The organism is Sphingomonas sediminicola (genome assembly GCF_014489515.1).
GTDB classification, from domain to species: domain Bacteria; phylum Pseudomonadota; class Alphaproteobacteria; order Sphingomonadales; family Sphingomonadaceae; genus Sphingomicrobium; species Sphingomicrobium sediminicola.
The window spans coordinates 115444-141180 of record NZ_CP060782.1 but is presented as its reverse complement, the minus strand read 5'-3'; the positions used below and the strand labels follow the sequence as shown (position 1 = coordinate 141180).

Genomic DNA, 25737 nt, shown 5'->3' with positions numbered 1-25737 from the left:
AAGGACCGCCCTCAACTTTTGGTACTTTCCCGTCGTTACGGACGGACGATGGGCTCGCCCTTTTCGTCGAGCGGGGCGTCCTCCGGGAACAGCGGGAACTCGCCCTCGCCGGTCTCGAAGTGGCCCTTGGCGAGCTCCGAGTTCCTCATTCCGTAGACGAAGTAGAGGACGATCATCGCTCCTGTGTACCAGGCGAAGAAGACCAACACCCTTGTCTCCACGGTGAAAATCAGCGCGAAGCACGAGAGAATGCCGAGCGCCGGAAGCACCGGATAGAGTGGCACGCGATAGCCGCGCGGAATGTCTGGGTGGGTGCGGCGCAGCCAGATCACCGTCAAGCAGACGATACCGAAGGCCGCGAGCGTTCCGACCGAAGTCATGTCGCCCAGCGTGTTGATGTCGAAGAAGCCCGCGGCACAGGCCACGATCACGCCGACGAGCATCGTGTTGATATACGGCGTGCGAAACTTCGGGTGGACCTTGGCGAAAGGCTTCGGAAGCAGGCCGTCGCGAGCCATCGTATAGAAGATGCGAGTCTGTCCATACATCAGCACGAGGATGACCGAAGTCAGGCCGATGATCGCGCCGACCTTGATGGTCTTGGCGAACCACGCCCACTGCGGACCGAAAGCGTCGACGGCTACGGCGACGGGATCCGGCACGTTCAGCATCTTGTAGTTCACGATCATCGTCAGGACGATCGACACCAGGATGTAGATCACCGTGCAAGCGAGCAGCGAGCCGATGATTCCGAAAGGCATGTCCTTGCCCGGGTCCTTGGCTTCCTGGCCCGCGGTCGAGACCGCTTCGAACCCGATGTAGGCGAAGAAGACGATCGAGGCGGCGCGGAGGATTCCGCTCCAGCCGAACTCGCCCTTCTCTCCGGTCGGTGCCGGAATGAACGGATCCCAGTTGGGCGTATAGGCCGGCAGGTTCTTCAGAATGATGAAGCCGCCGACGATGATGAATGCGACCAGCACCGTCACCTTGATGGCGACGATGGCGTTGTTGAACTTTGCCGATTCCGAGACGCCGATCACCAGCAACATTGCCAGGGCGCCGCAGACGAGGAACGCGGGCAAGTTGAACAAATAGCTTGCGCCGGTAGCCACGCCGTCGACCATGATCGGATGACCCGTCGGACCGGTGAGATCGGCTGGTATGTGAAGTCCCATGTCGCCCAGCAGGCTGACCATGTAGCCCGACCAACCCACCGCGACGACGGATGCCGCCAGACCGTATTCGAGGAGGAGCAGCGCGCCCATGACCCATGCGGCGAACTCGCCGATGGTCGTGTAACTGTAGGTGTAGGCGGAGCCCGACACCGGGAGCGTCGAGGCTAGCTCAGCGTAGCATAGGCCGGCGAACGCGCAGACAACGCCGGCGATCAGGTAGGAAATGAGCACCGCTGGGCCAGCGTGGAGCGCGGCGGCATTGCCCGTACGGACGAAAATGCCGGCGCCGATGATGCAGCCGATGCCGAGGAAGACGAGATTCCACGGTCCGAGGGATCTTTTGAGTTCGCTAGTCCGGGTCTCTTCTTGAACCTGGGCCACGCTCTTGCGCAGCATCATGCGTCCGAGCACGCCCCGTGGTGCGGCAGTCGCCATCAATTCTCCCCTTAAATGGCAGATAGGTTTGCGGCGGAGCCTAGCGGCTCAGCCCGAGAGGGCAATCCCCTAGCGCGCGAGCATCGGCCCGAGAGGCTCGCCCCGAAGATGTGCGCGTGGAGGTGCGGCACTTCTTGGCCTCCGCGCATTCCGATGTTGGCGAGAATGCGATACCCCTGCGCGACGAGTCCCTCTTCCCGGGCAATTCTGCCCACGGCGCGGATGAAGCCGGCGATCTCCTCGTCGGAAGCCCTTTCCGAGAAATCGTCCCAGGAGACGTATGACCCCTTCGGGATGACGAGAATGTGAACCGGCGCGAGCGGGTTTATGTCGTGAAATGCAAAGGCAAAATCGTCCTCGTAGACCTTCTTCGACGGCAGTTCCCCGCGCAGGATGCGGGCAAAGACATTATTGTCGTCATAGGGTTGCGTCGGATCGATTGGCATTGCGGACTCCGCTTGACCGGGGGCGCTGCCTCGCTACCACCTTTGCTTATGAGCGACGAGACTCCAGAAAGCCTCATCCCGTACGACGAGATCGTGCAGGAGGCTCTGCGCGACGTGGTCGGCCGCGTTCTGGGCAGGTCGAGCGCACCGGAGCACTGCCCGGCGACCATCATTTCTACATCACCTTCAAGACCAAGATGCCGGGGGTCAGTATCCCCAAGCATCTCTCCGAGCGCTTCCCGGATGAGATGACCATCGTGCTCCAGCATCGCTTCTGGGACCTGAAGGTCGAGAAAGACGGCTTCACCGTGGGCCTGTCATTCGGAGGCGTGCCGTCGACACTTCAGGTGCCGTTCGCCGCGGTCACCGATTTCGTGGACCCGTGCGTCGACTTCAGCCTCAAGTTCCAGGCTAACGGCGCCGAGGACCTTCACGAGGAACATGAGGAAGCGGAGAACGACACTCCCCAGGTTGAGCCGGGCGAGGATGGCTCGAACGTCGTCAACGTGGACTTCACTCGCAAGAAGTAGCGTGCGCTTTCGTCGTGCCGGGCTTGACCCGGCGACCGCCTGCCTTCCAATGCGCCCAAACGAGGATGCGGGTCCCGGATCGAGGCCGGGATGACGGAGGAACATTTGAAAAGCACGCGCACCGAAACCGACAGCTTCGGCCCGATTGAAGTCCGCGCGGACGCCTATTGGGGCGCTCAGACCGAGCGGTCGATCGAGAATTTCCCGTTCGGCCCGCGCGAGCAGATGCCGCTCGAAATCGTCCACGCCTTGGGGTTCATCAAGCAGGCCGCGGCGCGGGTGAATGCCCGGATCGGAGGCTTGGACCCGCAGCTCGCAGAAGCGATCCAGCAGGCAGCCGCCGAAGTCGCCAGGGGCGATCTCGACAGCCAGTTTCCGCTGGTCATCTGGCAGACCGGCTCCGGCACGCAGTCGAACATGAATGCGAACGAGGTGATTGCGGGGCGAGCCAACGAAAAGCTGGCCGGGACGCGCGGCGGCAAGGAGCCGGTTCACCCCAACGATCACGTGAACAAGGGCCAGTCGTCCAACGACAGCTTCCCGACTGCCCTCCACGTCTCGGCCGCGAGGGCGATTAATGCCCGGCTCCTGCCGGCGCTAAAGACGATGCACGACCGTCTGGTCGACCTCGCGGGCCGCTGGGACAAGATCGTCAAGATCGGGCGGACGCACTTGCAGGACGCGACGCCGCTCACGCTGGGACAGGAATTCTCCGGTTACGCCCAACAGCTCGCGGACAACATCGAGCGCGTCGAAGGCGTGCTTCCGAGGATCTATCGCCTGGCGCAGGGTGGAACGGCCGTTGGCACCGGCCTGAACGCACCCAAGGGCTTTGCGGAGGCCTTCGCCAAGGAGATGGCCAACCTTACGCGCCTTCCGTTCACGAGCGCCCGAACAAGTTCGCCGAGCTCGCCGCCCATGACACGATGGTTGAGCTTTCGGGCATTCTGAACACAATTGCCGTATCGCTGACCAAGATCGCGAACGACATCCGTCTGCTCGGCTCCGGCCCGCGCTCCGGCCTCGGCGAGCTGAAGCTGCCGGAGAACGAGCCGGGGAGCTCGATCATGCCTGGCAAGGTCAATCCGACCCAGGCGGAAATGCTGACGATGGTCGGCGCGCAGGTCATGGGCAATCACGTCGCGGTGACGATCGGCGGTCTTCAGGGCCACCTCGAGCTTAACGTGTTCAAGCCGTTGATCGGGGCCAATGTGATCCGCTCGATCAACCTGCTCAGCACCGGCATGGAGAGCTTCACCAAGCGGCTGCTCGACGGGCTACAGCCGGACGAGAGCCGCATCGCCGAGCATATGAGCCGCTCGCTCATGCTGGTTACCGCCCTGGCTCCGGAGATCGGGTACGACAATGCGGCGGCGATCGCGAAGCATGCACACAAGACCGGCCAGACGCTGAAGGAGGCGGGGCTTGAGCTTGGCCTTGTCGATGAGGCAACCTTTGATCGGGTAGTGAAGCCGGAGAACATGATCGGCGGCTAGACAAGGGGGTGGATGAAAGCGCTTTTTGCAGTTTCCCTATTTGCGCTGGCGGGCTGCTCAACGCTCGGCCAGGGACCGACGACATTGAGCGGCTCCTGGGGCGGACCGGGCATCGGCCTCGTGCTGGAGGGCGGCCTCGGGACAGTCGAGTACGACTGCGCGTCGGGGACGATCGACCAGGCCATCCCGTCCGCCGAGGTCCCCTTCACCGTGACCGGGACACATCGGACCGGAGCGTCGGGGCCGATCCGCACCGGGCAGATCTTCACGTCGCAACGCGCGACCTACACCGGGCTTGCGATCAAGCAGGACCTAACGCTTAGCGTGAAGCTGGAAGACGGGACCGAGCTGGGGCCGTTCAAGCTGACCCAGGGCACGGCGCCCCAGATCAATCGGTGCCTTTAGCTAGAGTTTGAAACTCAGCCGGCCGCCGATGTTATCGATGCCCGGGTTCTGCTTTCCAAACAGAGTGCCGTGGCTCATGTGGACCCAGCTCGCCTCGATCGTCATTCGATCGTTGATGCGCGTGCCAATGCCCAGTTCCGGTTCGAACAAGATGCGGCTGCCGAATTCCAGCTCGCCATTGCCCTCGATTTGGTAATTTTTCGCCGAGCCCGTGTGGACCGCGATGCCGAGACCAGGGCGAATGAAGAATCGCTTGCCGAACTTCGCTGAGAGCCCGATCGCTCCGTAGTTCGTCTCCCCGGCAGTGTTGATGGCAACGAAGGCATAGGGCTGCAGCGGGGTCTTGCCGATCCGGTCTCCCCGCCATCCGATCTGCACGTCCGCGCCCTTCTCGACGCCGGCGATCGTCAGGATGGTGTCGACGTCGTGGACATAGACGCCGCCTACGATCTCGTCGGCCTGTGCGGGGGCCGCTGCGAAGGCAGTTGCAAGAAGAGCAGTCGCGGCGAGGGCAATTGATTTCACGTTGGTGTGTTCCTTGGCGGGTTCAATGCATGAAGTGCGCAATTAGTGCCGAAGCGGAGCCGCCCGACTGCCACGCCTTGAGCGCTTCGTTCGGCGCGAGCAACATCCAGACGTTGAGAGTCAGATTGTCGCGGATGACGAACAATGGGACGAGCTCGAGGACCAGCACGATGGCGACGGAGGCCCAGACCGGAAGCCTGCGCGCCACCAGGAAGCCGCCGATCATCATCGCGATATCGGAAATGGAATTGAGCACACTGTCGCCGGTGTAGCCGAGCGCCGCGGTTTCTTCGCGGTAGCGATTGATGATCAAGGGCGTGTTCTCGACGATCTCCCACGCCGCCTCGATGGCTAGCGCGATGAGGAATCGCCTTTCCAACGGCCAGCGCCGCCCAACCAGCCACAGGCCGGCAAAGAACAGAAAGCCGTGAACGATGTGGCTCGGGCTGTACCAGTCCGACAGCATCTGGCTGGTTCGCGAGCTGTTCGGCTCGCCGACCCACAGATCGATCGCCCCGCAAGTGCAGATTGGCGGCCGTCCCATCAGGTACAGCAGCATGGCGGTCGCAGCGAGGAGGACAATGGCGGCGACGGCCGCGCGCTTCGAGCGAGTCATTCCTGCTAGGCTTAGCAGAGCGAAGCGGCTTGCAAAGCCGGTCTGTTGGGTGGACACGACGCACGATGTTGCGCGCCTACGGACCAAATTGTGACGGAAGCATCATCGATCCGGGCAAGGGCCAACGGATTCCCGACGACGCGACCTGGATCGACCTCGAGGAACCGACCCGCGAGGAAGACAAGCTCGTCGAAGAGTGCGTTCGCGTCCAGGTGCCGACCCGCGAGGACATGCGCGAGATCGAGCCGTCGAGCCGTCTCTACGAGCAGAATGGCGCGCTCTACATGACCTTGAGCGCCCTTTACGGCGTCGAGGAAGGCGGACCGAAAAGCGATCCCGTCGGCTTCGTTCTCACCAAGGATCGCCTCGTGACGGTTCGCTATGTCACCCCGAAGCCGGTGCGCGCTTTCCAGCAGCATGCGCGGCGCGAGCACTCGCTGGTTCAGGACTCCCTGACTGCACTGTACGGAATCCTCGACGCGATCGTTGACCGGCTCGCCGATGAGCTGGAATCGGCGGGTTTGGAGATCGAGAAGATCTCGACGCATATCTTTGCCAAGCAGACGAATGCGCGCAGAATCCCGGCCGACCGGCTGACCGCGCTGCTGACCCGCATAGGCCGTGCGCAAACATTGCTCGCGAAGGTCCGGGAGACTGCGGTGAGCACCGGCCGGCTGCTCAGCTTCCTTTCGGCGTCTACGCACATGAAGAGCGAGGGGGCCGCTATCATCAAGGATCGCGTCGGCAGCCTATCGACCGACGTTCATTCCCTGATCGAACACAGTAGCTTTCTCGGCGACAACCTCATCTTCCTGCTCGACGCATCGCTCGGCTTGATCAGCATCGAGCAGAACGCCGCGATGAAGCTGTTTTCGTGGGCGGCGCTCGTGTTTCTCCCGCCGACCCTGATCGCCGGCATCTACGGCATGAATTTCAAGCACATGCCGGAGCTTCAGTGGGTATTCGGCTATCCCATGGCGCTTACGCTCATCCTCATCAGCGCCGTCGCGCCGATCTGGTATCTGAAGCGGCGCGGCTGGATCTGAGGTGGTTTGCGGCCTGCCTAGGTGATTGCTAAGGGCCGGTGCGCTGCCCATCTAGCGGGCGCTCCCAGAACTCAAGCACTCACAGGACCTCATCGATGATTCCGACCGGCCAGGACAGCCTCAACACTCGCTCGAACCTGACCGTCGGAAGCCGAACCTACGCTTATTATTCGCTGCCAAAGGCGGCGGAACAGCTTGGCGACATCAGCCGCCTGCCCTTCTCGATGAAAGTGCTGTTGGAGAATCTGCTCCGCTTCGAGGACGGCACGACCGTCACTCGCGACGACCTGCAGGCAATGGTCGACTGGCAGAAGGAACGGAGCATCTCCCGCGAGATCCAGTACCGGCCCGCGCGCGTGCTGATGCAGGATTTCACCGGCGTACCGGCGGTCGTCGACCTTGCCGCCATGCGCGACGCGATGAAGCAGCTCGGGGGCGACCCGCAAAAGATCAATCCGCTGGTACCCGTTCACCTCGTCATCGATCACAGCGTGATGGTCGACGAGTTCGGCACGCCCAAGGCCTTCGAACGAAATGTCGAGCTGGAATATGCCCGCAACGGAGAGCGCTACGAGTTTCTAAAGTGGGGCAGCGGCGCGTTCGACAATTTCAAGGTCGTGCCTCCCGGAACCGGCATCTGCCACCAGGTGAACCTAGAGCACATCGCGCAGGGTGTCTGGAGCGGTGAGGACCAGAACGGCGAGACGGTCGCGTTCCCGGATACGCTCGTCGGAACCGACAGCCATACGACGATGGTCAATGGCCTCGGCGTTCTCGGCTGGGGCGTCGGCGGCATCGAAGCCGAGGCGGCGATGCTCGGCCAGCCGGTGTCGATGCTCATTCCGGAGGTCGTCGGCTTCCGGCTGTCGGGTCAGCTCAAGGAAGGCATCACCGCCACCGACCTCGTGCTGACCGTCACCCAGCTGCTTCGGGCCAAGGGCGTCGTCGGACGCTTCGTCGAATTCTACGGTCCGGGCCTCGCGACGATGAGCGTCGCCGACCGCGCGACCATCGCCAATATGGCGCCGGAATATGGCGCGACCTGCGGCTTCTTCCCGATCGACGATCGAACGATCGAATATCTGAAGCTCACCGGCCGCTCCGACGAGACGATCGAGCTGGTCCGCGCCTATTGCCAGGCCAACGGCTTCTGGCACGACATCTCAAACCCGGAGCCGGTATTCACCGACACGCTCGAGCTCGACATGAGCACAATCGAGCCGTCGCTCGCCGGACCGAAGCGCCCTCAGGACCGCGTCGTGCTGGGCGACGTCGACGACCAGTTCAACGCCGAGCTTGAGCACACCTACAAGAAGCACAAAGACCCTCGCGTCGCGGTCGAAGGCGAGCAGTTCGACCTTGGCAATGGCGACGTCGTGATCGCCGCGATCACCAGCTGCACCAACACGTCCAACCCGTCCGTGCTCGTCGCCGCCGGGCTGGTCGCGAGGAAGGCTCGCGCCAAGGGCCTGCTTCCCAAGCCGTGGGTCAAGACTAGCCTCGCCCCGGCAGCCAGGTGGTCACCGATTATCTGAACGCCAGCGGGCTTGGTGAGGATCTGGACGCCTTGGGCTTCGACCTCGTCGGCTACGGCTGCACGACCTGCATCGGCAATTCCGGTCCTCTCGCCGAGCCAATTTCAAAGGCGATCAGCGACAATGACTTGGTCGCGGTCAGCGTGCTGTCGGGCAACCGCAATTTCGAAGGCCGGGTCTCGCCGGATTGCCGCGCCAACTATCTCGCATCGCCCCGTTGGTGGTCGCTTATGCTCTGAAGGGTTCCGTTCGGGCCGACCTGATTCACGAGCCGATCGGCACTGCGACGAATGGCGAGCCGGTATTCCTCAAGGATATCTGGCCGTCGAACGAGGAAATCCGCGCGCTGATCGACGCGCACGTCCATTCGGACATGTTCCGGACACGCTACGCGGACGTCTATCGCGGCGATGAGCGCTGGCGGGCGATCCCGGTCTCGGGCGGCGACACCTACGGATGGCCGGCCGCATCGACCTACATCCAGAACCCGCCTTACTTCACCGGCATGACGATGGAGCCGGTTCCGCCGGGCGACATCGAGGCGGCCCGTCCGCTAGCCGTGTTCGGGGATTCGATCACCACCGACCACATTTCGCCTGCGGGCGCGATCAAGCCGGACAGTCCCGCCGGCCGCTATCTGCTGGAGCGACAGGTCAGCCGCGGCGAGTTCAACAGCTACGGATCGCGGCGCGGCAATCACGAAGTGATGATGCGGGGCACGTTTGCCAACATCCGCATCCGCAACCGCATGCTCGACAATGTCGAGGGCGGCTTCACCCGCTACGCGCCGACCGGCGAGACGATGGCGATCTACGACGCGGCCATGCTCTACAAGCAGGATAATCGTCCGCTCGTCGTCATCGCGGGCAAGGAATATGGCACAGGCAGCTCGCGCGACTGGGCGGCCAAGGGCACTGTGCTGCTCGGCGTCCGAGCGGTGATCGCCGAAAGCTTCGAGCGCATCCATCGCTCGAACCTTGTCGGCATGGGCGTGCTTCCGCTGCAGTTCCAGACTGGAGAGAATGCGGAGAAGCTCGGGCTCGACGGAAACGAGAAGTACACGATCACCGGCATCGGCGAGTTGAAGCCGAGGCAGGATGTCACCGTGCAGGTGGTGAAGGACGACGGGCGCGAGTTCAGCTTCACCGCTCGCTGCCGCATCGATACCTACAACGAACTCGAATATTTCAAGTCGGGCGGCATCCTGCACTACGTGCTTCGGAGGCTCGCGGCGGCGTGAGGGACGCTGCCGGCTGGCTTGTGTCCTTCGCCGGCGGCACGTTGCTGTGGTCTGCTGCGACCCTTTCATCCGGCGGCCGCGAGCCGTGGGACACAGGCGAATATTGGGCGATCTACTTACCCGTCGCCTGTGCGCTTAGCGGGCTACTTGGCTACGCATTTCCAGAGCGGACCTGGCGCTGGCCCCTGATCCTCATGCTGGCGCAGTTTCCGGTCATGGCCGTCACCAGGGGCATCGGCAGCCTCTGGATTCCGGGCGTCGTGATGCTGCTGGTCTTGGCTCTTCCCGGAATGCTGATTGCCGCCCTTGGAAGTCTGCTCCGCAGATCGGGGCGAGCGGCATGACGGCCGTCGAGATTGCCGTCGAAGTCGTCGGCTGGGCCGGCGCGCTGCTTATCCTGCTGGCCTATCTCTTGCTTTCCGCCGGGAAGCTGACCGGCCAGTCGGTCGTCTACCAAGGCATGAACGTCGTCGGCGCCGCCGGCTTCACCATCAACGGATGGTGGCACGGAGCGCTTCCTTCGACCGCGCTCAACATCGTCTGGATGGGAATAGGATTGGTGGCTCTATGGAAGATCACTCAGCGCCGCGGCTCGTCGACCTAAGCCACGTCATCACCGAGGGTATGGTGACCTACAAGGGCCTGCCCGGCCCCCACGTCTGCGACTTCATCTCGCGCGAGCAGTCGGCGGCCAATTACGACGACGGCTCGACCTTCCAGATCGGCCGGATCGACATGGTCGCCAATACCGGCACCTATGTCGACGTTCCGTCCCATCGTTTTGCCGACGGCAAGGACTTGAGCGAGGTCGGCGTCGAATCCTTCGCACACCTTCCTGCAATTGTCGTTCGGCATCCGTTTGAGTCCGGACTGGCGGTCGACGCCGGAGCGTTCGACGGGCTTCATTTGCGAGGATGCGCGGTGCTCGTTGCGACTGGCTGGGACCGGCATTGGGGGCAGGACGCCTATTATCACGATCATTCTTTCCTGACCCCGGCGGCTGCCGAACGGCTGGTCGCTGAGGGCGCTGCTCTGGTTGGGATCGACAGCCACAACATAGACGATACGCGGGTGCGTACGCGCCCCGTGCACACCGCATTGCTTCGCGCCGGCATTCCGATTTGCGAGCATATGACGGGCCTCGGGAGCCTGCCCGATAAAGGCTTCCGATTTTCGGCGACACCGCCGAAGGTGAAGGGGATGGGGACCTTCCCGGTGCGGGCTTACGCCGTGCTTGGCTGAGCCAGCGCGGTCGCGAGCCACTGCGGGATGATTGCGCCGGCGAAGTCGTCCAAGCGCCGATGCTCAACCGCCAACCCGAGGTGCTCGTAAAGCACGCGAGTACGAGGCCCTGCTTCCGTTGCAGGCACGACGACGAGCCGGCGATTGATCTTCTGCCGCCAGTTCATCCGGGCGGTGTTTTCCTGGCCGACAAAGCAACCTTTCGTAAAGCTGACGCCGTTGAGCTCCGCCGCATTGCATTCGAGCCAGAGCAGGTCGCCAAGCTCCGCGCGGCCTTCGCAGACACCGAGGTTGAGCCGATGTTCGAGCCAGCCGCTGGCCGCTTCGGAAGCGGGGGCGAGCCACCTATGGCCAAGTTCCGCAAGTCGCGGATCGGCGGTTTCAGCGCCGTTAAGCGACCAATGCACTGCCACCGTTTCGTCTCGCTCGATCCGGATCGGACGACGCAGGCGATACATCGACAGCCGCTTGATCAAGTCGTCCGCCGAATCTGCCTCGCAATCGAAAAGCAGGTCCTCGCCGTCCGCCCAGATCATGAAATCGAACAGGCATTTGCCTTGCGGGGTCAGCAGTGCCGCCCAAACCGGCAACTGGGTGATGTCGCTTGTGACCAATCCTTGCACGAAGCTGCCCACATCTTCTCCGGACAGGCGGACGATTGCGCGATCGGTCAGGGTGGTAGCGGCCATGACCTTCAGTTAGGGAGCCGCCGTGACGATGCAAAGCCTGACGATCCGCCGCCCCGACGATTGGCACGTGCATTTGCGTGACGGCGAAATGTTGCGAGTGGTCGCGCCCTTCACAGCGCGGCAGTTCGCGCGCGCCGTCGTCATGCCGAATCTCGTCCCGCCGATTACGACTATTCCGGCGGCCGCCGATTATCGCGAGCGGATCTGGGAGGCGGCAGGACGAGAGTTCAGGCCGTTGATGACTTATTACCTGACCGACGAGTCAAATCCGGACGTCGTCGAAAGCGGCTTCAACGACGATGTCTGGATCGCGGCCAAGCTTTACCCCGCTAATGCCACGACCAACTCTGCATTTGGGGTCACGGACGTCCACAATCTCCATCCGACCTTGGAAAGGATGCAGCGGATCGGAATGGTGCTGTGCGTCCATGGCGAAGTGACCGACCCGGACGTGGACGTCTTCGATCGGGAAGCCGTGTTCATCGACCGCGTGCTCATCGGCCTCACTCGCGACTTTCCCGATCTGAAGATCGTGCTCGAGCACATCACGACCGCCGAAGCGGCGGACTTCGTGCGGGACGCCGGCCCGAATATCGCGGCAACGATTACGCCGCAGCACCTCCACCTCAACCGAAACGCTCTGTTCGCCGGTGGCTTGCGGCCGCACGCTTACTGCCTGCCGGTCGCAAAGCGGGAGAAGCACAGGTTGGCGGTGCGCGCCGCTGCCGTTTCAGGCTTGCCCAAATTCTTCCTCGGGACCGACACCGCACCGCATGCCCGCCATGCCAAGGAATCTGCGTGTGGTTGCGCGGGGATTTTCAACGCGCCCTACGCTCTCGAAAGCTATGCTACGGTCTTCGAAGAGGAAGGCGCACTCGACAAATTCGAAGGCTTTGCCTCCGAGCATGGCGCGAATTTCTACGCCCTGCCGCTTAACGAGGGAACGGTCACGCTGGAGCGGGACGAGGAATACGTGCCCGAACGGCTGGGCATCGGCGATATCGAACTCGTCCCGTTCCACGCCGGACAGCGGCTGAACTGGACGTTCGCCGGCTAGCAGCCCTCGCTTCCGCCCGACCCGCTTGGGCCGATCACCGATCCGAAATGTTCGCCGACGATCGAATAGCACTCGCAGGCGTGACGTTTCAGACCGGCCCGGTCGACGACGATTACCCGGCCGCGCCGGGCCGAAATCAGACCCAGGTCCTGGAGCGCGCCGACCACCGCATTCACCGTCGTGCGCTGCACTCCAAGCAACTCGGCCAGGGCCTCCTGTGTCAGTTCGATCCGGTCGCCTGCGCGGTCCTGTGCCGTGAGCAGCCATCGTGCAGCTCGCTGCTGGATCGAATGAAAGCTGTTGCACGCGGCCGACTGCATGACCTCTGCAAGGAGATAGTCCGAGAATCTGCAGAAGAGATTGGCGACGAAGCCGGATCGGCTCTTCGCTTCTTCGAGCGCTTCCATCGGAACCCGCATCGCGGGCCCGCCGACCATGACTTGCGCCTGCGCGAACGCGGGCGCGCTTCCGCAGCTGACGATGCCCCCAACTGCGCCTTCGCGTCCGATCGAGGCGACTTGCACGGTCCGTCCGTCGTCCATCTCGACGACCAGCGAGATCATCGTCGTCCCGAATGGAAAGTAGCTCCACTCCACGTCCTGGCCCCGGACCTGCACGTGATCGCCGACAGCGAGGCTGACGACGTCGCCATGCGGCTCGAGCAATCCGCGAACTTCAGCGGAAAAGGTCGCGAGCAAGAGATTGCCCGCAAATGCCCCATCGAGCCTGTCCAGCTCGTTGATAGTGGTGTCTGACATACGCAACAAAACCCTCAGCGTGCGCTGACAGCGCCGCCTCGCAAGTCATTACGCTTGCGGTACGGCATTTAACAAGGATTAACCACGCCAATCATCTCATAGGCTAACCGGTTCGACGATCCTCCGGCGCGATGCCAGGAGGCAATCGGCCACCAAACGCAGAGGACGCACATCCACGGAACTGCGACGTTCGTCGATCAAATCGACGAATTCACGATAGATGTCCGAGTATTCACCGCTTTTGCCGACATTTTGTTCCACGCCGCCAACAAACAGCCGTGAGCCCCTTCGGTCAGCTGGACCTCCGCGCCATCGGCCGTCCGTGCCGAAATCGTCCATTCTTCTCCCTCGGTGCGGCGCCAATCGAGACTGCAGTGGAGCGGCCCGTCGGCGACGTCGCCCGCGAATTCGATCTCCGCAGCGATGGGGGTTTGCGCGTTCTCGGGGAAGCTTAACTCGGCTGACCGAACAAACAGCGAGCCGGGGAAAATCGCCGTCGCGATCGAGAAGGCGTTGATGCCGGGATCGAACACGCCGAAGCCCCCGGTTCCCAGATCCATTGCTGACCCGGGTGCCATTTGTGAACGTCCTCGTGCCAGAGAATCCGCATTTCAGAAATGCGCTTTCCCGCGAGCAACCGCGCTGCAGTCGCGACCGCCGGGTTGTGCCGCGCATGCCAGGTCGCAAAAAGCGTTACACCTTTCGCTTCCGCGAGGCGGGCCAGCTCGTCGGTCTCGCTGAGAGTCACCGTTGGCGGCTTTTCCATCAGTACGTGGAGGCCGCGTGCAATGCACTCGCGGACAATCTCGTAACGCGGGGAGGGTGGCGTGGTGATCGCGACCGCTTCCAGTCCTTCGACTTGCTTCAACAGTTCGCGCCAGTCCGTAAAGACGGGATGGACGCCTTGCCCGGAACGGCTCGACGATGCGGCCAGCTCAAACCGTGGATTCCCGGCGATCGAGGGACATGCTGGTCCGCGGCGATCTTGCCGAAGCCGATGATGGCAATTCGGATCGGCTGCATCAGCGCTTGACCGCCGCCACAAAGGCACGCGCCTTCTCGAGCGTCGTTTGCGGGTCCTGGCCCGATTTGTAGAGCCCGCCACCAAGCCCAAAGCCGTCGGCACCCTCAGCCATCCAGCCGGGAATGGATTCGGGCGTCACACCTCCCACTACGATCAGCGGAACGTTCTTAGGAAGCACGGCCCTCTGTGATTTCACGACCGTCGGAGATGCCGCTTCGGCCGGAAACAGTTTGATCGCGTGCGCACCCGCGCGGATCGCTTCAAAGGCTTCCGACGGGGTGAAATAGCCGGGCGACGAGACGAGCCCGGCGGCGACGGTGGCCCCGATCACCGCCGTATTCGTGTTGGGCGAAACGACCAGACGGCCTCCTGCTTGCGCGACCCGAGATACGTCTGCCGGATCGAGGACGGTTCCGGCGCCGACCAGCACTCGATCGCCGAACCTTTCGGCGATGATCCGGATACTTTCGAACGGCTCCGGCGAGTTGAGCGGAACCTCGATGATCCGCATGCCGGCGTCGTAGATCGCGCCGGCTATTGCTTCCGCGTCGGCGAGGGTCACGCCGCGGATGATCGCGACGAGCGGGCACTCCGCAAGATAGGTCCGAAAGTCTTTGGCTGCGTTCATCCGATCAACTCCACGATCCGTTTCGCACCGGCAAGGAACGCTTGCTCCCCGTCCACCTCGTGGCACCGTTTGCCGGCGATCCGAAGCGCTTCCGAATAGAGTCGGGTCAGCTCCGGTCGGCCCATTACGACGATCTCGGCCTCACCACGCTGACGGAGGCCAGCGCGGACGTCCGCTCCGATCAACAGGCCGCTTCCATAGGATGGCGCATCCTTCGCATCGGCTTGCCCAAGCAGGACCCTGGCTCGGACCTTGAACAGTTCGGCGGTCAGGCATTCGTCATCAAGGCCTCGGCGGACCCCGGATGCAAACGCCTCGCCGGGCTCGGCGCTCCCTGACAGCAAGTCGGCAAGGATGCTGTGCTCACGCAGGAGGTTGAAGAGCTCGCCGGTCATTACAGTCGTGAACCGCGCGATTCCCCCGCTTTCCAGCCGCGCCCATTTATTGTGCGTGCCGGGATGGCAGACCAAAGCATTCGCGGAGACGAGCCCGGCCGCATAGGCGCCCAAAAGCTGGACTTCCTCACCACGCATGACGTCCGCTTCGTCGGCATCGATGAAGGAGACGCCGGGCACGATCGCCGTTTGCTCAGCCTCAGCCCACACCAGCGCCTTGGCGAGATCCTCGATCCCGGCGGGACAGGGCACGTAGGGCGCCTCGATCCAGCCGCGGTTCGATCCGACCATGCCGGCGAGCAACAGCGGCCGGTCGCCGAGACGTTCGCGAATTTCCTGGACAGCAGCTTCGAACCCGCCCTTGGGAACCGAAAGGATGCCCTTCTCGTCCTCGAACTCGTCGATGCACTTGCCGTCACCATCGATCAGGTACGCACGGCGGTTCGTCGTCCCCCAATCGGCGGCAATGAAACCTTCTGCCCAGTGCATGCGTCAAAGAACATTGGGAACGCGACAAGGCTCCATGGTTTCTTGTCGTTTGACGGGACTGGCGGGCACCCGTCCGGAATAGCGGCGCCTAAGGAGACTGGACCATCGCAAACTTCATGTTCGCGACCGGGATCGAGAACAGCATCCCCACGATCAATAACGGCAAGACCCGCGTCGACGAGATGGAAAGCTGCGGGCACTATCAGCGCTGGCGCGAGGACTTCGACTGCGTCCAGGACATCGGGATCAACTACCTCCGCTATGGCCCGCCGATTCACAAAACCTACCTCGGGCCCGGCAAGTATGACTGGGAATTCGCCGACATCACTTTTGCGGAGCTGAAGCGGCGCGACATCATCCCGATCGTGGACCTCTGCCACTTCGGCGTTCCCGACTGGATCGGCAATTTCCAGAATCCGGATTTCCCGCATCTGTTCGCGCAATATGCGGCGGCGTTCGCCGAGCGCTTCCCGTGGGTGCAGCTCTACACGCCGGTCAACGAGATGTTCATCTGCGCGATCTTCTCGGCCAAGTACGGCTGGTGGAACGAGCAGATGAAGACGGACCGGGGGTTCGTCACCGCGCTGAAGCACATCGTACGAGCCAACGTTCTCGCGATGCTCGAAATCCTGAAGCACCGCGCCGACGCCATCTTCATCCAGTCGGAATCGTCGGAATATTTCCACGCCGATTCACCGGCAGCGATCCATCAGGCGGAAGTGCTGAACTCCCGCCGCTTCCTCAGTCTCGACCTCAACTACGGCCGCCGCGTCGACAGCGAGATGTACGAGTATCTGATGGAGAACGGGATGACGAAGGATGAGTATCATTTCTTCCTTCACAACCGGCTGAAGCAGCACTGCATCCTGGGCAACGACTATTACCGGACGAACGAACACCGAGTGTTCGAGAACGGCCACACGACCGCTTCGGGCGAAGTGTTCGGCTACACCGAGATCACGCGGCAATATTACAACCGCTACCGGCTTCCGATCATGCACACCGAGACCAATCTGGTCGAAGGGCCGGTCGGCGACGAGGCAGTCCACTGGCTGTGGAAGGAGTGGGCGAACGTCCTCCGCCTGCGCAACGTGGGCATCCCGACCGTCGGCTTCACCTGGTACTCGCTGACCGACCAGGTCGACTGGGACACGGCGCTTCGGGAGCAGAACGGCAACGTGAATGCGCTCGGGCTCTACGATCTCGACCGAAACATTCGGAACGTTGGCCGCGCCTACAAACGTCTGATCCGCGACTGGCGCGAGGTGCTTCCGGCATCGAGCCTCTGCCTCGTCGTCCCGATCGTCCCACCATCCCATTACGACATGGCGCACGCGCGGGAGCAGGAGGAACAGGCGCGTCGCCGCCTTCAGACTGAAGAGATCGATATCGGCCAAACCAACTCGCCGCAGGAAACGACATGAAGATTGGGAAGATCGAGACCTTCTATGTCCCGCCGCGCTGGCTGTTCGTGCGGGTGGAGTCCGACGACGGTGCCGTAGGCTGGGGCGAGGCGAGCTTAGAGGGCTGGGCTGAAGCGGTTGACGGCGCCTTCGCTGCGCTTCGCGACCGCTTCATCGGCCACGACCCCTTCCGGATCGAGGACATCTGGCAGATCGGATATCGCGGCGGATTCTATCGCGGCGGGCCGGTGCTGATGTCCGCGCTCGCGGGGTTCGAGCAGGCGCTGTGGGATCTCAAGGGTCGCGCGCTGAATCTTCCCGCGTGGGAAATGCTGGGTGGGCGCGTCCGCGACAAGGTTCGAGCCTATGCGTGGATCGGCGGGGATCGGCCGCACGAGATCGGCGCAGCCGCAAGAGCCCGCAGCGAGCAGGGCTTCTCGGCGGTCAAGATGAATGCGACCGCGGAGCTAGGCTGGATCGGCACGCCCAGGATTTTCGACGACGTAATCGCGCGGGTCGAGGCCGCGCAGGCGGCTGGAATGGACGTCGGGCTCGACTTCCATGGACGTGTCCATCGCCCGTTGGCGAAGCAGTTGGCGAAAGCTCTCGAGCCGCTCGGCCTGCTCTTCATCGAGGAGCCATTGCTGTCCGAGAATCCGGAAGGGCTTGCGCAAATTGCCAATCTCACCAGCACGCCGATCGCGCTCGGCGAGCGGCTCTATTCGCGCTGGGACTTCAAGCCCTTCTTCGAAGCAGGTGCGGTCGACATCATCCAGCCTGACCTGAGCCACGCCGGCGGAATTCTCGAATGCCGGAAGATCGCGGCGATGGCCGAAGCCTATGACGTGGCCGTCGCTCCGCACTGCCCACTTGGACCGCTGGCGCTAGCGGCCTGCCTGCAGGTTGCGGCCTGCGCGCCCAACGTCGCGATCCAGGAGATGAGCCTCGGCATCCATTACAATGTCGGCGCGGACCTGTTCACCTACTGCAAGCAGAAAGAGCAGCTGACTCCGCAGGATGGATACCTTCCGATTCCGGCCGGGCCGGGTCTCGGCGTAGACATCGACGAAGACATCGTGCGCGAGGCTCACAAGGACCCGCATTCGTGGCGCAACCCGATCTGGCGCCAGGCGGACGGGAGCTTCGCGGAGTGGTGAACTCTTATGCTACCCGGCGGATGCGGCGCTTGGCGACACGGTCGTCGCGCTCGAAGTCGACGTCGTCGAGCTGATGTCGAAGCTGCTCGATTTCGGCGTTAGCCTCGGGCAGGTCGGAACCGTTGTACCGGCCTTCCACGCTTGCCTCTTCCTCCGTCAGTTCGCGGAAGTAGCTGATCGACAGGCGCCGGCCGAACACGTCGTCGCCCTTCATTCGAAGTTCCGGATCGGAATCCGCCGGAAGATTGTCCCTGATCGCCGTCAGCGCGTTGATGAGCTGGTCGAGCGAGGTGTACTCGCTGATCTCGATAAAATCTTTGACGCGTCTACCCATGACCCTCTCCCGTCCCGGGGCAAAATACCAATCGCCTGAATCCCGGCGCAACGTCTAATCGGGTTTTATCCCCAGCGAAGTTGCGCATCCGTGAAGTTTCGGTTGTGTGAGGTTTAGAATTGCCATGCCTTCCGATGCCCTAACCCTTTCCTCAACCGACCTTGAATTGGAGCTAAGCCCTTCGATTGGCGGGGCAATTTCCCGACTGACCTATGTCGGCGAAGGCGGCCCACGGCCGATATTGCGCGAAGGACACAGTCCGCTTCAAAACGTTCTGGAGGCCGCAAGCTTTCCACTCGTTCCGTTCGTGAACCGGGTTCGGGGCGGGTCGTTCAGCTTTCGGGGCCGGACGGTCTCGCTTGAGCCGAACATGGGCGGGGACTCGAGTCCGCTGCATGGCCAGGGCTGGCTCAATCCGTGGAAGGTTGAGGAATCCAGCGATGGTTTCGCGACGCTTTCGTATCACCACGAGTCCGGCGAATGGCCCTGGGCCTATACCGCGCGCCAAGAGTTTCGGCTCGACGGGCCCGTTCTCGATCTGGCGCTCACCTGCCGCAACGAATCAAGCGAGCTCATGCCGTGCGGTCTTGGGCAGCATCCCTATTTTCCATGCACTGCTCAAACCCGACTGGACACGGAAGTCGGTTTCGCATGGACCATCGACGCGCAAGTCCTGCCGGTCGCGAAGGTCCCCGCGACGGGACGATACGATCTCCGCGACCGCCTCATCTGCGGGCAGGACCTCGACAACGGCTTCGAGGGCTGGAGCGGGCGCGTCGTGATGAACGACCCCGACTGGCCGTGCGAACTGGAGCTGTCGTCGCCGCAGGCCCGCTTTTTCCAGATCTTCTCGCCTACAAGCGGGGGCTTCTTCGTCGCCGAGCCGGTCACCCACGCGAATTCAGCGCTCAATGCTCCGGAGCCCGACTGGCCTGAGCTCGGATTGAGGATCATCGAGCCGGGCGAAGAAATGCGGCTCGACATGCGTATCGAAGTCCGCGCGAAATAGCGCGGTTCAGGTTGAAGCTTCCGGAAGCCGCCTATATAGCCCGCGGCCTAGCGCCGCTTCCGGAGACGTGGGTGAGTGGCTGAAACCAGCGGTTTGCTAAACCGCCGTACGGGGAATTCCCGTACCGAGGGTTCGAATCCCTCCGTCTCCGCCACCGGCTTGCGCCGCTTCTGACCAAGCAAATCCCGGCCCGCATTTGCGCTGGATCAAAAGCGCACCGGCCCGCGCGTGCCACCCTCCTTCGACGCCAAGTTTGGAGGGAACGATGGCATTCGAAATCGCGCTCGCTGAGGAAATCTGGACGGCGAAATATCGCTTCAGGTCGGGCGATGGAGAGGGCGACTCCAGCTTCGCGGAAACGGCCGATCGGGTCGCGCGTGCCGTCGCCGAAGCCGAGATTCCTGAGCTATGCGAGCAGTGGCAGGCGCGCTTCCGCGATGCGATCGAAGGCATGCGCTTCATTCCGGCGGGCCGCGTGCTTGCCGGTGCAGGCACGGACCGCAGCGTCACCTTGTTCAACTGCTTCGTCATGGGGACCATCCCCGACAGCCTCGACGGCATCTTCGAGCATTTGAAGCAGGCCGCGCTGACCATGCAGCAGGGCGGCGGCGTCGGGATGGACTTCTCCACCATCCGCCCTTCGGGAAGCGCCGTGCATGGAGTGGGCGCGGAGGCGTCAGGCCCGCTGACCTTCATGGACTGCTGGGATGCGATGTGCCGGACGGTTCAGTCCGCGGGGCAGCGGCGCGGGCTATGATGGGCTGCCTCCGCATCGACCATCCCGACATCGAGGCGTTCATCGACGCGAAGCGCGACCCAGCGAGGTTCCGCAATTTCAACCTGTCGGTGCTGGTGACCGACAGCTTCATGACGGCGCTTGGAAGCGATATGGACTGGCCCTCGTTTTCGGCGGCGAAACGGTGCGCACCGTCCGTGCTCGCGAGCTGTGGGAGCGGCTGATGCGCGCGACCTACGATGTCGCCGAGCCCGGCGTAATCTTCGTCGACCGCGTCAATCAGCAGAACAACCTCGCTCACTGCGAGTCGATCAGCGCGAGCAATCCCTGCGGCGAGCAGATGCTTCCGCCCTATGGCGCGTGCCTGCTCGGATCGATCAACCTCGCACGGCTGGTCAACAATCCTTTTGAAGGCGGAGAGCTCGACGAGGAGCAGCTTGCCGACCTCACTCGTACAGCCGTGCGGATGCTCGACAATGTCATCGACATTTCGCGCTACCCGCTTCCGGGACAGGAGGCGGAGGCCAAGGCCAAGCGCAGGATCGGGCTGGGCATTACCGGCTTGGCCGATGCGCTGCTGTTTTGCGGCGCGGCCTACGGAAGCAGCGAAGCCGTCGCGCTGACGCGTCAATGGCTCGGCATCGTCAAGCGCGAGGCCTATCGAGCCTCGGCCGGGCTTGCGGCGGAGAAGGGCGCCTTCCCGCTCTACGATCCAAGCATGCTCGACCGGCCGAACCTCGCAAATCTCGACGAGGAGACGCGCGCGCTCATCGGCGAGCATGGCCTGAGAAACGGCTGCCTTACGTCGATCGCGCCTACCGGCACCACGTCGCTTCTCGCCGGCAATGTCTCCTCGGGTATCGAGCCGGTGTTCGCCTACAGCTACACCCGCAAGATCCTCCAACCCGACGGGACCAGGCGCGAGGAACAAGTCGAGGATTGCGCGATGCGCGTCTGGCGGCAAGTGAGGGGCGATGCGCCGCCTCCCGCGGACCTGTTCGTCAGCGCGCAAACCCTTACGCCATCCGACCATCTAACCATGCAAGCGGCCGCCCAGGCTTTGGTCGACAGCTCGATCTCCAAGACTGTGAACTGCCCGAGGACATCGGCTTCGGCGCGTTCGCCGACATCTATGTTGAAGGCTACCATCTTGGCCTGAAGGGACTGACGACCTATCGTCCGAACCCGGTTACGGGATCAATCCTGAGCGTCGCCGAGACCGCGAAGCCTGTACCGAAGGCGGAAGAGCCGCTGGCGCCCCGCGCGGATCAGCTTCACGGAACCACCTACAAGCTCAAATGGCCCGAGAGCGCGCACGCGGTCTACGTAACGATCAACGACGTAGATTTGGATGGTCAGCGCCGCCCGTTCGAGATGTTCATCAACTCCAAGAACATGGAGCATTATGCCTGGACGCTGGGCCTCACTCGGATGATCTCGGCCGTGTTTCGGCGGAGTTCCGACGTGGCCTTCGTTGCCGAGGAGCTGAAAGCGGTCTTCGACCCGCGCGGCGGCGCCTGGATGCAGGGCCGCTACGTGCCGTCGCTGCTCGCGGCGATCGGCGACATCGTCGAGCGGCATCTCACCGGCCTTATCGTTGCTGAGGCGCCCGCGAAGGCCTTCGAACCGCAGGCTCGGCCGCTGCCCCTATGCCCGCAGTGCGGCGCGTCGTCGCTGATCAAGGTCGAAGGCTGCAACAATTGCCTGGAGTGCGGTTACTCCAAGTGCAGTTGAGCTAGACCGCGCGGCTGTAGCGGTCGGCCGACGGCGCGAGGTGCGCATCGAAAGCGGCGGCGATCGATCGCACCAGCGGCCTCGCGTGCGGCTTGACCGCAATCTCCGCACCGTCTCGTTCGACCAATCCATCCGCAATCAACGGTTCGAGCCTTGCGCTTTGGAGAAGCCATTTGGGATCTGTGTCGAACCCCCGGCACACCTCGGCGACATCGACGCGATTGTCGCACATCAGCCGCTCGATCACTGCGCCGCGAAGGCGATCTTCGCCCTCGAAGCGATACCCGCGCGCGATCGGCAGCCGACCCTCGGCTACGGTCCGCTGGTAGATCGGTATGCGGGTCTCGTTCTGAACGTAGCCCTCCGGCATCCGCCCGATCGACGAAGCGCCAAGCCCGATGAGCACCTCGGCCTCGTCGGTCGTATAGCCCTGGAAGTTGCGGTGAAGTCTGCCCTTCGCTGCGGCTTGCGAAAGCGGATCGTCGGGCAAAGCGAAATGGTCGAGGCCGATCTCGACGTAACCTGCGCGAACCAGCGCGTCGGCGATTGCGCGCGAATGGGTGAACCGCGCGTCGGAATTCGGAAGCGCGGCCTCGTGGATCTTGCGCTGGTGCGGCTTGAACGCCGGCACGTGCGCATAACCGAACACAGCGAGCCGGTCGGGACGCAGGGTCACTGCCTGCTCGACCGTGTCGAGGCAGGATTGCAGCGACTGCTTCGGAAGGCCGTAGATGAGGTCGAAGTTGATGCGCTTCATTCCGTTCGCGCGAAGCAGCCGAATTGCTTCCTGGATTTGCTCGAAGCTTTGAACACGGTTGATCGCACGCTGCACGTGGATGTCGAAGCTCTGGACGCCAAGGCTTGCTCGATTGAAACCACGTTCGCCGAGCGCCTGGGCCATTTCTTCCGACAGCGTGCGCGGATCGATCTCGATCGCGACTTCCGCGTCGGATTCGAAGGAGAATCGAGTCCGCAGTTCGCCCATGATCGAACGCATCTGGTCCGGGCTCATCATCGTCGGAGTGCCGCCGCCGAAATGGAGGTGGCTGATCGTCCGCAATCCCCGCACGTATCGCGAGACCAGTCCAATTTCCTTAGTCAGGCTGTCGAGATACCTCGCGACCGGCGCTTCGCGCGAGGCGACCGTCGTGTGGCATCCGCAATACCAGCACATCGCCCGGCAGAACGGGATGTGGACGTAGAGCGATGCGGGCCCCGGGGTCAGTGACGCGAGCCAGGATCGGTAATCCGCTTCGCCCACCGCGACCGAAAAATTCGGAGCGGTGGGATAGCTCGTGTAGCGCGGCATCCGCGCATCTGCGTAGCGGGCGAGCAGTTCTGGCGACAGCGTATCGGTCATTTCGATCGCGCTATCGAATGCGTTAGCGACAGGCCTTGATCCAAATCACCATCGGGGCCTAAGCCGCGCGCTAGCCGAAGCGCGTGGAAACGCGAGGTGAGTATTGGTCGTGACCAATCTTGCGAATGAAAGGCCGGACGGTCTTGTCGACAGCTTCGGCCGGCGAATCACCTACGTGCGCCTGTCGGTCACGGACCGGTGCGACCTGAGGTGCCGCTACTGCATGTCCGAGCACATGCAGTTCCTCCCGAAGCGCGACATCCTGACCCTGGAGGAGATGGTCGAGCTTTCGGAAATCCTGATCGCGCGTGGCGTTCGAAAAATTAGGCTGACAGGCGGCGAGCCGCTGGTTCGCAAGGGAATGATGGAACTCGTCCGCTCGCTCGGCCAGCGCATCGGATCGGGGCTCGACGAGCTGGTGCTGACGACCAACGGCACCCGGCTCGAACGATTCGCGACCGAGCTTCACGATGCGGGCATCCGGCGGATCAACGTCAGCCTCGACAGCCGGCGGCCGGAACGCTTCGGGCACATCACCCGAGGCGGCGATCTCAGCCAGGTCCTTCGCGGAATCGACGCGGCGCTGACCGCAGGGCTCGCGGTCAAGATCAACATGGTCGCGCTGGCCGGAATCAACGAGGACGAGATCGAGGGCATGCTGCGCTGGTGCGCGGCGATGGCGATGGACCTGACCCTCATCGAGACCATGCCGCTGGGTCAAGTCGAGGAGGATCGCACCGACCATTATCTTCCGCTCGACGCCGTAAAGCACAGGCTCGAGGAGCGCTTCACCCTCGTGCCATCGACAAAGCGCACGGGCGGTCCGGCGCGCTATTTCGATGTCGTGGAGCTGCGATCCCGGCTCGGCTTGATCACTCCCCTGACCAACAATTTCTGCGAAGGCTGTAACCGCATCCGCATCGCCGCGACCGGAACGGTCTACGGCTGCCTCGGTCACGACCAAAAGGTCGAGCTTCGCGATGCGCTTCGGTCTGGCGGGCGCGAGGAAGTCGACCGGCTGCTCGACCGGCTGCTCGCGGGCAAGCCCCGCCGGCATGACTTCCAAATCGGCGGCGCGCCGGCGGTGGCCCGGCACATGAGCGTGACTGGGGGATAGCCGCACTCCAAATGATTCTGATCAATCGGCTCCCTCCTCGTTGCTGCGAAAAGCCGCCTGCAACGAATCGCGGATCGCGAGGGGAAGCCCGATGATCATGATGACCGAACGGCCCGCCGAAGGCGCCAATCAGGCACTTTGGTCCAGCACCATCGCATTCACAGTCTGCTTCGCCGTCTGGACGATCTTCTCGATCGTCGGGTTGGGGGTAAAGGATCAGCTCGGACTGAACGAGACCGAGTTCGGACTGCTCATCGGAACTCCGATACTCACAGGCTCGCTGACACGGGTCGTTCTTGGCGTCTGGGCGGACCAGTTCGGTGGCCGCCGCGTCTTCGCGGGCGTGATGATCGCCGCTGCGATCGCGACGTTCCTGACTTCTTACGCACACACATACGAGCAGCTGCTGATCGCGGCGCTCGGGGTCGGCATTGCGGGTGGCTCCTTCTCAGTGGGCGTCACCTACGTCTCCAAATTCTACCCCAAGGAGAAGCAGGGCCTGGCGCTCGGCATTTTTGGGGCCGGCAATGTCGGCGCGGCGGTGACCAAGTTCCTCGCACCGTTCGTGATGGTTGCGATGGGCTGGCAGGCGGTCGCGCAGATCTGGGCGGGCGCGATCGGCTTAACCGCGGTCCTCTTCCTGCTGTTCACCAAGGAAGACCCGGAACAGCGCGGACGCGCAAAGTCGGGGCACAAGGCCGCGAGCATGGGCAACCAGCTTGCGGTGCTGAAGAACCTGCAGGTCTGGCGGTTCGCTCTTTATTACTTCTTCGTCTTCGGCGCGTTCGTGGCGCTTGCGCTGTGGCTGCCCCGCTACCTGATGGGTGTCTACAACCTAGACGTGAAGACGGCAGGCATGCTCGCCGCCTTCTATTCCGTGCCTGCGAGCCTGTTCAGGATTTACGGCGGGAAATTGTCTGATCGCTACGGCGCCCGCTCGGTGCTCTACGTCACTTTCGCGATCTCGGTGCTCTGCACCTTCATGCTGTCTTATCCGCCGACGACCTACATCATTGAGGGCGTGCGGGGCCGATCACCTTCCGCACCGAAATGGGCCTCATCCCGTTCTTGGTCACCATCTTCGTGCTCGGCTTCTTCATGAGCCTGGGCAAGGCCGCGGTCTTCAAGCACATCCCGTCTACTATCCGAACCATGT

Annotated in this window: 24 protein-coding genes, 1 tRNA gene and 5 pseudogenes; 18 read left to right on the top strand and 12 right to left on the bottom strand. The window is 63.0% G+C overall.

Features of this window, described 5'->3' with window-relative positions; genetic code table 11:
* Positions 1 to 35: 35 nt before the first annotated feature.
* On the bottom strand, positions 36 to 1610 hold the full coding sequence (locus H9L14_RS00760; protein WP_246444295.1) for an amino acid permease: 1575 nt from the start codon (positions 1608 to 1610) through the stop codon (positions 36 to 38).
* Between the two features lie 69 nt (positions 1611 to 1679).
* A pseudogene (locus tag H9L14_RS00755) lies at positions 1680 to 2056 on the bottom strand (histidine triad nucleotide-binding protein).
* Between the two features lie 48 nt (positions 2057 to 2104).
* Between H9L14_RS00755 and H9L14_RS00750 the strand changes: the two are divergent.
* The 3 genes and pseudogenes from H9L14_RS00750 to H9L14_RS00740 all read left to right on the top strand — a co-directional run bounded on the left by H9L14_RS00750 (position 2105) and on the right by H9L14_RS00740 (position 4487).
* A pseudogene (locus tag H9L14_RS00750) lies at positions 2105 to 2586 on the top strand (SspB family protein).
* Positions 2587 to 2691: 105 nt separating this feature from the next.
* Positions 2692 to 4082, top strand: a pseudogene (gene fumC / locus H9L14_RS00745) (class II fumarate hydratase).
* Positions 4083 to 4094: 12 nt separating this feature from the next.
* Entirely contained in the window at positions 4095 to 4487 is a 393-nt protein-coding gene (locus tag H9L14_RS00740) for a hypothetical protein (protein ID WP_187708832.1), read from the top strand.
* Here H9L14_RS00740 and H9L14_RS00735 read toward each other — a convergent pair whose 3' ends face one another.
* Together H9L14_RS00735 and H9L14_RS00730 are read right to left on the bottom strand one after the other, a co-directional pair.
* Entirely contained in the window at positions 4488 to 5012 is a 525-nt protein-coding gene (locus H9L14_RS00735) for an acyloxyacyl hydrolase (RefSeq protein ID WP_187708831.1), read from the bottom strand.
* Between the two features lie 22 nt (positions 5013 to 5034).
* Positions 5035 to 5628, bottom strand: a complete 594-nt coding sequence (locus H9L14_RS00730) for a DUF2585 family protein (protein WP_187708830.1) — start codon at positions 5626 to 5628, stop codon at positions 5035 to 5037.
* 65 nt (positions 5629 to 5693) lie between these two features.
* Here H9L14_RS00730 and H9L14_RS00725 point away from each other — a divergent pair, with 65 nt between their 5' ends.
* The 5 genes and pseudogenes from H9L14_RS00725 to H9L14_RS00705 all read left to right on the top strand — a co-directional run bounded on the left by H9L14_RS00725 (position 5694) and on the right by H9L14_RS00705 (position 10691).
* Positions 5694 to 6674, top strand: coding sequence for a magnesium transporter CorA family protein (locus H9L14_RS00725; RefSeq protein WP_187708829.1), 981 nt, complete (start codon positions 5694 to 5696; stop codon positions 6672 to 6674).
* Positions 6675 to 6769: 95 nt separating this feature from the next.
* Positions 6770 to 9449: pseudogene (gene acnA / locus H9L14_RS00720) on the top strand (aconitate hydratase AcnA).
* Positions 9446 to 9793, top strand: coding sequence for a hypothetical protein (locus tag H9L14_RS00715; RefSeq protein WP_222949877.1), 348 nt, complete (start codon positions 9446 to 9448; stop codon positions 9791 to 9793). The pseudogene acnA and the gene H9L14_RS00715 overlap by 4 nt, the downstream one beginning before the upstream one ends.
* The gene (locus H9L14_RS00710; protein WP_187708827.1) at positions 9790 to 10053 is read left to right on the top strand and encodes a CBU_0592 family membrane protein; all 264 of its coding nucleotides are present in this window, start codon (positions 9790 to 9792) and stop codon (positions 10051 to 10053) included. The genes H9L14_RS00715 and H9L14_RS00710 overlap by 4 nt, the downstream gene beginning before the upstream one ends.
* A complete protein-coding gene (locus H9L14_RS00705) occupies positions 10017 to 10691 on the top strand; it encodes a cyclase family protein (protein ID WP_187708826.1) in 675 nt (224 codons plus the stop codon). Before H9L14_RS00710 ends, H9L14_RS00705 begins: the two co-directional genes overlap by 37 nt.
* On the opposite strand, the gene ygfZ is transcribed toward H9L14_RS00705, so the two are convergent.
* Positions 10673 to 11380, bottom strand: a complete 708-nt coding sequence (ygfZ, locus tag H9L14_RS00700) for a CAF17-like 4Fe-4S cluster assembly/insertion protein YgfZ (protein ID WP_187708825.1) — start codon at positions 11378 to 11380, stop codon at positions 10673 to 10675. The two genes, H9L14_RS00705 and ygfZ, sit on opposite strands and share 19 nt — an antisense overlap.
* A gap of 28 nt (positions 11381 to 11408) precedes the next feature.
* Here ygfZ and pyrC point away from each other — a divergent pair, with 28 nt between their 5' ends.
* Positions 11409 to 12437: a dihydroorotase gene (gene pyrC / locus H9L14_RS00695; protein WP_187709809.1), complete on the top strand. Its 1029-nt coding sequence runs from the start codon at positions 11409 to 11411 to the stop codon at positions 12435 to 12437.
* Here the strand turns inward: pyrC and H9L14_RS00690 are convergent.
* From H9L14_RS00690 to H9L14_RS00670, 5 genes are all read right to left on the bottom strand, one after another.
* Entirely contained in the window at positions 12434 to 13195 is a 762-nt protein-coding gene (locus H9L14_RS00690; RefSeq protein ID WP_187708824.1) for a Crp/Fnr family transcriptional regulator, read from the bottom strand. The genes pyrC and H9L14_RS00690 overlap by 4 nt on opposite strands.
* 197 nt (positions 13196 to 13392) lie before the next feature.
* Positions 13393 to 13728, bottom strand: a complete 336-nt coding sequence (locus H9L14_RS00685) for a hypothetical protein (protein WP_187710014.1) — start codon at positions 13726 to 13728, stop codon at positions 13393 to 13395.
* The gene (locus H9L14_RS17240; RefSeq protein WP_425506888.1) at positions 13647 to 14246 is read right to left on the bottom strand and encodes a Gfo/Idh/MocA family protein; all 600 of its coding nucleotides are present in this window, start codon (positions 14244 to 14246) and stop codon (positions 13647 to 13649) included. The genes H9L14_RS00685 and H9L14_RS17240 overlap by 82 nt, the downstream gene beginning before the upstream one ends.
* Complete coding sequence (locus H9L14_RS00675) at positions 14218 to 14847, bottom strand: 2-dehydro-3-deoxy-6-phosphogalactonate aldolase (RefSeq protein ID WP_187708822.1); 630 nt, start codon at positions 14845 to 14847, stop codon at positions 14218 to 14220. Before H9L14_RS00675 ends, H9L14_RS17240 begins: the two co-directional genes overlap by 29 nt.
* Positions 14844 to 15731: a 2-dehydro-3-deoxygalactonokinase gene (locus H9L14_RS00670; RefSeq protein ID WP_187708821.1), complete on the bottom strand. Its 888-nt coding sequence runs from the start codon at positions 15729 to 15731 to the stop codon at positions 14844 to 14846. Before H9L14_RS00670 ends, H9L14_RS00675 begins: the two co-directional genes overlap by 4 nt.
* Positions 15732 to 15847: 116 nt before the next feature.
* On the opposite strand from H9L14_RS00670, the gene H9L14_RS00665 reads away from it, so the two are divergent.
* Both H9L14_RS00665 and dgoD read left to right on the top strand, forming a co-directional pair.
* Positions 15848 to 17155, top strand: a complete 1308-nt coding sequence (locus H9L14_RS00665) for a family 1 glycosylhydrolase (protein WP_187708820.1) — start codon at positions 15848 to 15850, stop codon at positions 17153 to 17155.
* On the top strand, positions 17152 to 18291 hold the full coding sequence (gene dgoD, locus H9L14_RS00660; protein WP_187708819.1) for a galactonate dehydratase: 1140 nt from the start codon (positions 17152 to 17154) through the stop codon (positions 18289 to 18291). Before H9L14_RS00665 ends, dgoD begins: the two co-directional genes overlap by 4 nt.
* Positions 18292 to 18295: 4 nt before the next feature.
* Here the strand turns inward: dgoD and H9L14_RS00655 are convergent, their stop codons facing one another.
* Positions 18296 to 18625 (bottom strand): hypothetical protein, encoded by a 330-nt coding sequence (locus H9L14_RS00655; protein WP_187708818.1) that lies wholly within the window; start codon positions 18623 to 18625, stop codon positions 18296 to 18298.
* A gap of 124 nt (positions 18626 to 18749) precedes the next feature.
* On the opposite strand from H9L14_RS00655, the gene H9L14_RS00650 reads away from it, so the two are divergent.
* From H9L14_RS00650 to H9L14_RS17570, 5 genes and pseudogenes are all read left to right on the top strand, one after another.
* Positions 18750 to 19634 (top strand): aldose 1-epimerase, encoded by an 885-nt coding sequence (locus H9L14_RS00650; protein ID WP_246444292.1) that lies wholly within the window; start codon positions 18750 to 18752, stop codon positions 19632 to 19634.
* A gap of 61 nt (positions 19635 to 19695) precedes the next feature.
* Positions 19696 to 19788, top strand: a tRNA-Ser gene (locus tag H9L14_RS00645).
* Positions 19789 to 19899: 111 nt separating this feature from the next.
* Positions 19900 to 20594, top strand: a pseudogene (locus H9L14_RS16400) (ribonucleotide reductase N-terminal alpha domain-containing protein).
* Positions 20555 to 21529 (top strand): hypothetical protein, encoded by a 975-nt coding sequence (locus H9L14_RS16395; protein WP_222949874.1) that lies wholly within the window; start codon positions 20555 to 20557, stop codon positions 21527 to 21529. Before H9L14_RS16400 ends, H9L14_RS16395 begins: the two are co-directional and overlap by 40 nt.
* On the top strand, positions 21463 to 22104 hold the full coding sequence (locus tag H9L14_RS17570; protein ID WP_484592947.1) for a TSCPD domain-containing protein: 642 nt from the start codon (positions 21463 to 21465) through the stop codon (positions 22102 to 22104). Before H9L14_RS16395 ends, H9L14_RS17570 begins: the two co-directional genes overlap by 67 nt.
* A gap of 1 nt (position 22105) precedes the next feature.
* On the opposite strand, the gene hemN is transcribed toward H9L14_RS17570, so the two are convergent.
* On the bottom strand, positions 22106 to 23464 hold the full coding sequence (gene hemN / locus H9L14_RS00635) for an oxygen-independent coproporphyrinogen III oxidase (RefSeq protein WP_222949872.1): 1359 nt from the start codon (positions 23462 to 23464) through the stop codon (positions 22106 to 22108).
* 109 nt (positions 23465 to 23573) lie between these two features.
* Between hemN and moaA the strand changes: the two genes are divergently transcribed.
* Together moaA and H9L14_RS00625 are read left to right on the top strand one after the other, a co-directional pair.
* On the top strand, positions 23574 to 24581 hold the full coding sequence (moaA, locus tag H9L14_RS00630) for a GTP 3',8-cyclase MoaA (RefSeq protein WP_187708816.1): 1008 nt from the start codon (positions 23574 to 23576) through the stop codon (positions 24579 to 24581).
* 91 nt (positions 24582 to 24672) lie between these two features.
* Positions 24673 to 25683 carry an MFS transporter gene (locus tag H9L14_RS00625; protein ID WP_187708815.1) on the top strand — a complete coding sequence of 337 codons (1011 nt, stop codon included), beginning with the start codon at positions 24673 to 24675 and terminating at the stop codon, positions 25681 to 25683.
* The last annotated feature ends 54 nt before the right edge of the window (positions 25684 to 25737 follow it).

Excerpts from the sequence above, each read along its gene's own strand:
- ygfZ (WP_187708825.1), bottom strand. The coding sequence starts at position 11,380 with ATGGCCGCTACCACCCTGACCGATCGCGCAATCGTCCGCCTGTCCGGA.
- H9L14_RS00650 (WP_246444292.1), top strand. The coding sequence starts at position 18,750 with ATGCCTTCCGATGCCCTAACCCTTTCCTCAACCGACCTTGAATTGGAG.
- H9L14_RS00655 (WP_187708818.1), bottom strand. The coding sequence starts at position 18,625 with ATGGGTAGACGCGTCAAAGATTTTATCGAGATCAGCGAGTACACCTCG.
- H9L14_RS00675 (WP_187708822.1), bottom strand. The coding sequence starts at position 14,847 with ATGAACGCAGCCAAAGACTTTCGGACCTATCTTGCGGAGTGCCCGCTC.
- H9L14_RS00625 (WP_187708815.1), top strand. The coding sequence starts at position 24,673 with ATGATCATGATGACCGAACGGCCCGCCGAAGGCGCCAATCAGGCACTT.
- H9L14_RS00710 (WP_187708827.1), top strand. The coding sequence starts at position 9,790 with ATGACGGCCGTCGAGATTGCCGTCGAAGTCGTCGGCTGGGCCGGCGCG.
- H9L14_RS00740 (WP_187708832.1), top strand. The coding sequence starts at position 4,095 with ATGAAAGCGCTTTTTGCAGTTTCCCTATTTGCGCTGGCGGGCTGCTCA.
- H9L14_RS00670 (WP_187708821.1), bottom strand. The coding sequence starts at position 15,731 with ATGCACTGGGCAGAAGGTTTCATTGCCGCCGATTGGGGGACGACGAAC.
- H9L14_RS00705 (WP_187708826.1), top strand. The coding sequence starts at position 10,017 with ATGGAAGATCACTCAGCGCCGCGGCTCGTCGACCTAAGCCACGTCATC.
- pyrC (WP_187709809.1), top strand. The coding sequence starts at position 11,409 with ATGCAAAGCCTGACGATCCGCCGCCCCGACGATTGGCACGTGCATTTG.
- H9L14_RS00760 (WP_246444295.1), bottom strand. The coding sequence starts at position 1,610 with ATGGCGACTGCCGCACCACGGGGCGTGCTCGGACGCATGATGCTGCGC.
- dgoD (WP_187708819.1), top strand. The coding sequence starts at position 17,152 with ATGAAGATTGGGAAGATCGAGACCTTCTATGTCCCGCCGCGCTGGCTG.
- H9L14_RS00725 (WP_187708829.1), top strand. The coding sequence starts at position 5,694 with ATGTTGCGCGCCTACGGACCAAATTGTGACGGAAGCATCATCGATCCG.
- H9L14_RS00690 (WP_187708824.1), bottom strand. The coding sequence starts at position 13,195 with ATGTCAGACACCACTATCAACGAGCTGGACAGGCTCGATGGGGCATTT.
- H9L14_RS00665 (WP_187708820.1), top strand. The coding sequence starts at position 15,848 with ATGTTCGCGACCGGGATCGAGAACAGCATCCCCACGATCAATAACGGC.
- H9L14_RS00730 (WP_187708830.1), bottom strand. The coding sequence starts at position 5,628 with ATGACTCGCTCGAAGCGCGCGGCCGTCGCCGCCATTGTCCTCCTCGCT.
- hemN (WP_222949872.1), bottom strand. The coding sequence starts at position 23,464 with ATGACCGATACGCTGTCGCCAGAACTGCTCGCCCGCTACGCAGATGCG.